At 49.1% G+C, this 7,331-nt stretch carries 7 protein-coding genes; 4 read left to right on the plus strand and 3 right to left on the minus strand.

Features of this window, described 5'->3' with window-relative positions:
• Nucleotides 1-82 precede the first annotated feature (82 nt).
• From H6F72_RS03860 to H6F72_RS03870, 3 genes are all read left to right on the plus strand, one after another.
• Nucleotides 83-2,554: a putative PEP-binding protein gene (locus tag H6F72_RS03860; protein ID WP_190431927.1), complete on the plus strand. Its 2,472-nt coding sequence runs from the start codon at nt 83-85 to the stop codon at nt 2,552-2,554.
• A 98-nt stretch (nt 2,555-2,652) separates the two neighbouring features.
• A complete protein-coding gene (locus tag H6F72_RS03865) occupies nt 2,653-2,994 on the plus strand; it encodes a DUF3147 family protein (protein ID WP_190431928.1) in 342 nt (113 codons plus the stop codon).
• Between the two features lie 17 nt (nt 2,995-3,011).
• Nucleotides 3,012-3,422, plus strand: coding sequence for a DUF3147 family protein (locus H6F72_RS03870; protein WP_190431929.1), 411 nt, complete (start codon nt 3,012-3,014; stop codon nt 3,420-3,422).
• A 186-nt stretch (nt 3,423-3,608) separates the two neighbouring features.
• Here H6F72_RS03870 and H6F72_RS03875 read toward each other — a convergent pair whose 3' ends face one another.
• Together H6F72_RS03875 and H6F72_RS03880 are read right to left on the minus strand one after the other, a co-directional pair.
• The gene (locus H6F72_RS03875) at nt 3,609-3,845 is read right to left on the minus strand and encodes a hypothetical protein (RefSeq protein ID WP_190431930.1); all 237 of its coding nucleotides are present in this window, start codon (nt 3,843-3,845) and stop codon (nt 3,609-3,611) included.
• A gap of 168 nt (nt 3,846-4,013) precedes the next feature.
• Nucleotides 4,014-4,868, minus strand: coding sequence for a hypothetical protein (locus tag H6F72_RS03880; RefSeq protein WP_190431931.1), 855 nt, complete (start codon nt 4,866-4,868; stop codon nt 4,014-4,016).
• 132 nt (nt 4,869-5,000) lie between these two features.
• Between H6F72_RS03880 and H6F72_RS03885 the strand changes: the two genes are divergently transcribed.
• Complete coding sequence (locus H6F72_RS03885; protein ID WP_370527433.1) at nt 5,001-5,948, plus strand: NDP-sugar synthase; 948 nt, start codon at nt 5,001-5,003, stop codon at nt 5,946-5,948.
• A 1-nt stretch (nt 5,949) separates the two neighbouring features.
• On the opposite strand, the gene H6F72_RS03890 is transcribed toward H6F72_RS03885, so the two are convergent.
• The gene (locus H6F72_RS03890) at nt 5,950-6,615 is read right to left on the minus strand and encodes a DUF1361 domain-containing protein (RefSeq protein WP_190431932.1); all 666 of its coding nucleotides are present in this window, start codon (nt 6,613-6,615) and stop codon (nt 5,950-5,952) included.
• Nucleotides 6,616-7,331: the final 716 nt, after the last annotated feature.

Here is a 7,331-nt window from a genome sequence, read left to right on the forward strand (position 1 = left end):
TCTTTAATCATTGCAAGGAAGATCCAGGGAAAGACAGCCACTAGATTAAGATTGAAAGATTATTTTCAGACCAGCGCTGCCTGTGCCTAGCCTGTACTGGTTGAATCAAATTCAACACACGAATCCTTTGTGGTTTGGAAATCAAGCCTTTTATCTCGGTCATCTGCTTCAGAGTGGCTACCCTGTGCTATCCGGTTTAGTGGTACCAGCCCAAACCTTTCAAGAATTTATCGAATCTATTCAGTGGCGAGAGCCTTTTGCTGATCTTCCGAGTTCTTCATTGCATCTGAACGTCGATCATCCTCAACAATTGCAGGCGATCGCCCAGCACATCCGTCATGAGATTACGAACACTCCATTACCAGAGCTGTGGCTAGAAAACTTAAGCGAAGCGGCCTCCCAACTGCAAGCCACTACCCTGATTTTGCAACCTTCACTGGCCCTGAAGCCACCCGCCGATAATCTCTTGGCCCTAGAAGCTGCCGAGATCTTTGAGCCGCAAATTTGCTCTGCTAAACCAGAAGCCTTAGCGGTCGGGTTAAAAAAAGTTTGGGCTGAGTTGTTTCGAGCCAAAAGTTTGCTGTACTGGCAGCGAGCCGAAATTCCTTTAGAGCAAATTTGCTTAGCCGTGTTAATTCACCCAGTCTTGCCCGCGATCGCCGCAGGAGTGGTGAAGGTTGAGGATAATCTTGTTGCGATTCAGTCTACTTGGGGCCTAGAAACCGCGATCGCCTGGGGTGAAGTGACTCCAGACTCTTACGAGGTAGATGCGCTCCAAGGCATTGTGCAAGCTCAAACCTTGGGCAGCAAAACCTGCGCCCATACCTTGCCCCAAGCCCCCGATTTCTTACCGTTTTTAAAGGACATTAGCCAGCCTGCCTTTCAACATCCCGATGGCTGCTTACAGGTTCACCTACTCACAGAAGCGCAGCAAAACCGATACGCCCTGCCTCCAGCCACGCTGCAACAACTGATTCGGATCGCGCAACAACTCAAAGCTGACTTTAGCGCTACCTTCACCTTCAAGTGGATGTGGATGCAGGCAGATATGGAGTCCCCCCCGGAGCTGTATCTCACCCAAGTTAACTTACCAATTTCAGAACTTCAGCAACCAGACCAGATCGCTCCATCATGGCTGCGGAAGACTGTACCGACAGAACCCCAGTTGATTCTCAAAGGATTGGCGGCGGCTAGTGGTCAAGCGATCGCCGAAGCAGTCGTGATTACTGATGCCCACTTACCTGAGCACATCCCACCCGGTCGAATTTTAGTCACCACCACGCTCACACCAGATTGGTTTTCATGCTTGCAGCAAGCCGCTGGTTTGGTGGCTGAGCAAGGCGGCATGACCAGTCACGGCGCTATTTTGGCGCGGGAGTTAGGATTACCGGCAATTGTGGGTGCGGCGCAGGCGACTCGCATTATTCAAGCAGGAGAAACAGTGCTATTGGATGGCACGCAGGGAGAGATTTATCGGATTGCCGATTTCCGAACCACTCATTACCAACGACAACCGCCCCTGACTCAGCCTAAGCCAAAAAACACGCTGCCTGGCGATGCTGACTCGATCAATCGCTCTGGTCAAGATAACCCTGGTTCGTCTCCCGCTCCTCGCTGGAGCGATCGCCCCCTACCCGCGATCGCTACGCAACTGTTGGTCAACCTGAGCCAACTTCGTTTCATCGACCAAGTTAAAACTTTGCCCGTAGATGGCATTGGGTTAATTCGCTCAGAACTGATGCTGTTAGAGGTTCTAGAACACCAACATCCCAATCTATGGTTGCAGCAGGGACGGCAGCAAGAGTTTGTAGATCGAATTGCTAGTCAGGTGAGCCAGTTTGCGAAAGCCTTCGCTCCGCGTCCAGTGTTTTACCGGGCACTCGATTTGCGCTCTCACGAATTCCAAGCGCTAGAAGGCGGCAGATTGCTACCCGTCGAAACCAACCCCATGTTGGGACTGCGGGGCACATTTAGCTATCTTCTCGACTCCGCCTTATTCGAGCTAGAACTCATAGCCCTTGCGGAGGTGCAACAAGCGGGTTACAGCAACGTGCATTTATTACTGCCTTTTGTCCGCACAGTAGAAGAGTTTAGCTTTTGTCGGCAGCGGGTAGAGCAAGCTGGGTTGACGCAGCAAGCAGAGTTTCAACTTTGGATCATGGCAGAGGTGCCGTCGGTACTGTTTTTGCTGCCAGATTATGTGAAAGCTGGGGTCCAAGGCATTTCGATTGGCACCAATGATTTAACCCAACTTTTGCTAGGAGCTGATCGCGACCAACCCGAACTCGCTGCCGCCTTTAATGAACGCCATCCAGCCGTGTTACGAGCGATCGCTCAACTGATTCAGCTGGCTCAAGCCGCCGGGATTCCCTGCTCTATTTGTGGTCAAGCGCCCGCCCAATCTCCGGAATTGATTGCTCACTTAGTTCGTTGGGGCATCAACTCGATCTCTGTCGATGCAGAGGCAGTTGAGCGCACTTATCACGCGATCGCCCGTGCAGAACACAAGGTCCTGTTAGCAGCAGCACGGCGACAACTTGACTTGGCTCCTTAAATAGGGTGACTAGGCCTAAGACTATAGTTTGATGACAGTATCCTAGACTACAAGCTAAAGTATTTTAACCAAAATTTAATCTCAGCTTAAAGTAGTCAATGTCTGAGCTGATTCTGCGATTTTTTATCGGGGGACTATTCGTCTCTGGGTTTGCTGTTATTAGCGATGTGCTACGACCTAAAAGCTTCGCTGGGCTATTTGGTGCGGCTCCTTCTGTGGCTTTAGCAACCTTAAGTATTGCCTTTGCCAACAATGGCATGACTTATGTACAGACAGCAGCGCAAGCCATGATCGCCGGAGCGATCGCCCTGTTCTTCTACAGTCTGTTGGTCACATGGCTGCTACTGAGTCAAAGAATTAAAGCTTGGGTGGCGGCTGTGGCAGCTTGGCTATTGTGGCTAACCGTTGCTTATGGGCTGTGGACAGTCAGCTTTACTTAGGATGACTGAGGAAAAGTATGGGCATCAAGATTGATCTTTCTAAGCTGAAACAAATGCGTTGGTCAGATTATGCCATCCGGTTTATATTTGGCGGGCTAGTTACTATGCTCACCGGAGTTTTGGCCTATCGCTATGGTCCCAGTATTGGCGGATTGTTTATGGCCTTTCCTGCCGTTTTACCTGCGAGCATCACTCTCATTGAAAAGCACGAAAACATAGATGCTGCTGGAGCCGATACCGCAGGTGCAGCTCTAGGCAGCATTGGTCTGGTTACCTTTGCGATCGCTGTTTGGTACTTTGTTGATCGCTGGTCAGCATGGATCGTTTTAATGGCTGCAACACTCATCTGGTTGGTCGTAGCAATTACTCTCTGGCTGGTGTCTACGGCCATTTCCAAATCGTTAAAACCTAAGACTGATCAGCGCTAAAAATTATTTAAAGTGATTGGCTGTAGGGGCGAGCGGCCGTTCGCCCCTACGAATATCTGTAGATAGAATTTAGAGAATTGGTATTATTTAACCAAATATAAAAAACTCCCTACTCGGCAAATGGTGCTAACTAGGGAGATCTTAGTAATTCATCTTATCCAACATTTCCTAGGTCCGGGAATTGTCTTAGCGAACCTCAGTTCCCTGATTCGGGCCACCAATCACTTCCACCGGAGCGCCTGGATCTTCGGGTTCGGCACCGGAGCTAGGATCAGAATCAGAGCGCTGACTGGTCATCCGATACCGCTCATCTAAGGGTGTATCTCCCTCGTCTGTGGTGGGTACGTGAGTTTGGGTGCCCGGATTATCTTCAGGATCAAAGCGATCGTTTTCTGGTCTGTTATCACGAGGATCAGTTGTCATATTTACACTCTCTTAAATAAAGACGTTATGCCACAAGATTAGTCCTTAGCTTTGCAGAGGTTTTCTATCATTGGGTATGAGTGCCCCTATGACTAATTCGAGAGGAAATCCGAACTAAAAATAATCTGTTTTGGTATAACTAATTACAATTCCGCTTCACGGTCAAGATTAGCGAGATTTACCCGAAATATAGCCAGTCTGCCGCAGAAAACGGCGTAATTCGGTAAAGTACTGTTGGCGATCGGGCCCTTTGTAAGCTTTTTGGACTTTTTGCCAGCCATCTTGTCCTTGGCCAAGCAAGTATTTATCAGCTAAGTAGGCAGCCAGCGCCCCTTTCCCATACTCCACACCATCATTCTGGCGTTCGACAAAGGTTTGCCACCAGAAATAGGCATCGTTATGAATGAGCTTGGGGTACTGGCGAGTTACATCCACCATTTTGCCTTGCCGATATTGCCAGATCTGGAGTGGGTAGCCAGAGGCAGCGTAGCTACCAAAAGCATAAGCAAAGGCATCATTGCGCCCGTTAAATTCTGGTACTCCGTTTTTGTCTAGGTCTTGCAACTGGTAACCACCATTGCCCCACTCAAAGCGATCGGCGCTGTATGTCTGGGTTTTGGGGTTGTAACGGTAGATCAGCGTGTAGGTGCAACAGTGCGCCCCACCTGTAAACAGATCGATCAACACTTCTGGCTCTTGGTTGCCATCTAAGTCGCGCACTTGAAAGGCGGCCTGAGCGTTTTCCTTGGCCCAATCTGTCCCTAGGGCCACTAGAGGCCAATTCCCTTCACTATCTGGCAAGGGTTGATCAAGCAGTGTTTTTCCACCACGGGTGATTTTTAGGCGTAGGTCATTAAACTGAGTCAATTCCGTGTTGGCTTTTTGGTAAGCAAGTTCTGCTTTCACGTTGCCTGCTTGAGCCGTTTTGCTGGTAGCCGTGGCGGGAGATGGCAGCAAGATAATGCTGAGCAGAGCTAACCAGACTAATCCTGGACCCACACCAGCATTGAGCAAGTTCTTCATCGTTTTAGTTTTGCCGCCTAATTTGAGTAATCTGCTAGAAGCAGGTAAAATTCTTCACCCTATAGGATTCCCAGGATTCCCAGCTATAGCAATGGACAGCAACTGCCAGCCTCTGCCAGCCTTAGGAGTTTTGTGCTTAGCCGGGAATATCGGGAATATAGAGATGGCGATCGCTCCCACAACTTCAATGACCGCAGATTCAATTCCGCATCTAAACCTATGCCGCAATCTGACTTCATTGCCTTGCCAGCCACCTCCTCACCACCCATCATCGGATTACTTCCTGCGGGCGGTCAGGCAACACGAATTTCACCGCTTCCGCTCAGCAAAGAGTTATACCCGATTGGGTTTCAAGCGGTAGCATCCGGAAGAAGTGTGCGGCCCAAAGTGGTGAGCCAATATTTACTAGAGCGGTTGCAACAAGCAGGAATTGCTCAGGCTTATTTCATTTTGCGGTCTGGTAAGTGGGACATTCCCGCTTATTTTGGTGATGGCTCAATACTACAGATGCACTTGGGCTACTTACTCATGGGGTTGCCCTATGGAGTGCCTTATACCCTGGACCAAGCTTATCCGTTTGTCCAAAACGCGATCGTGGCGCTGGGGTTTCCAGATATTCTGTTTTGGCCTGAAGATGCATTTACTCATTTATTGCGACGGCAGGCCCAAACGCAAGCTGATGTAGTTTTAGGCTTGTTTCCTACCGACCAACCCCAGAAGGCAGGCATGGTTGATTTTGACTCATCCGGGCAAGTGCATTTGATTATTGAGAAACCGAGCCAAACCACTTTGCAATATATGTGGGCGATCGCGGTCTGGAAGCCAACGTTCACTCAGTTTCTCCATGACTACCTCAAGGAAATCGAAGCAGCCAAGGCCCAAAATTTAGGAACCCAATCGCCCCAAGAACTCGCGATCGGCGACGTGATTCAAGCGGGAATTACAGCAGGGTTGCGAGTCGAAGCAGAGGTGTTTGAGGCAGGGGTATACCTCGACATTGGCACCCCCGAAAATCTGGTTAAAGCGGTGCAGGATTACGCCCGGTTAGATCCTGAGATTGGTTTAGCTCCGGAAGTTTGAACTAGCTGGACCCAGGATCAGCTTCAGAGGTCGATTCAAAGGTTCTACGATAGCGCTTCCGCAAAATCAGGCCCAACGTCACCTCCTTCATCAGCCAGTACAAGCCAGTAATAACGATGAATGTGACGAACATTACGAGGGCAGGCCGCTTAGCTACTAAATCATCTACGACTTTGTCTGCCACGGAGTCTAGGCGTGTGACTAAATCCCAACTGTTAAAACGCAAGAATCGCCCTAGGTAGATGCCGAGCGCACTCAACGCATGCAGAACCAATTCTGCCCAAAGCACATAGCGATGCCGTTGTCGTTGGTTCAGGTAGTGGCCCAAGTTGATCAGCGATAGGACATAAGCTTGAAAGCCCGCCAGAATAAACAACATATACTGCGGTACTAGGACGAGAGTGACAATCCACTCGGAAAATCCTTCGCGAATGTCGTAAATCAGATGAATGATGTCAGTCAGAACGTAGGGAGCGTTGGGTAGAAAGGCGACAAACACCAACAAACCCAACCACCAAAGAATGGAGGGTTGCCGACTTCTACGAAATAGCCAAACGCTCAATCCTAACGGGATAAGAGCTAGGAATAAGTTCCAAGCCATCCAATCACTGTTACGGTGTAAAACCTTGCCAGCAAACAGAATCCAGTTGAGCAGTTCTGCTTTCATAAGCATTCAATCAAGAACGAATCAGCAGCGATAACTTGCCCTGAAATGCACCATCAGGGGCGATCGCTTCTTCATACTAGCCGCAGGTTTTCACTCACCGTCAAGATAAAGCCTAAAATGGAAGTAGGTTTGCGTCATCCCACTCAGCTTCAGGGGCAAACGCTTTTAGAACCCGGTCCAAATTAAGCCGCATCGGATAAATTTCAGACATTGGGGAACTAAAAACCTAAAGTTTAACGTCAAGCAAGAAAGCTCCTGATAACGCTACGTAATCGGTGGATGAAGTACTAAGCAAATCCTACCTGTGGTGTCGGGGAGCGGTTGATTTCTAACTCCTAAAAAAATCCCTCAAAAATCGCCCAATTAACGGGTTGGATTCTTGAGGGATTTTCTTTAGAAAGCTTGAAGGGTAACTCTTGAGCAATGAAATACTAAAGCAGGCAGGCCAGCAAATCGAAGCATAGTTTAGGCGATCGCTGGCCTTGCAATCAATATCCAATCCCGGCGTTGCTGAAAGAGTAATGCTGGCTTTGGCACAATGAAGGTATGAAATGTCCTCAATGTCACTCCACTCACACAGCTAAAAACGGTCACCGTCGCGGCAGACAGTGCTATCAGTGCCAGCAGTGTGGTCGCCAATTTCTCGAGTCTTACCGTCCTTGGGCTTACTCCGATGACATCAAGCAACTGTGCATCAAAATGTATCTCAATGGCAT

Origin of the sequence: Trichocoleus sp. FACHB-46 (genome assembly GCF_014695385.1) — a bacterium.
Classification (GTDB): Bacteria; Cyanobacteriota; Cyanobacteriia; order FACHB-46; family FACHB-46; genus Trichocoleus.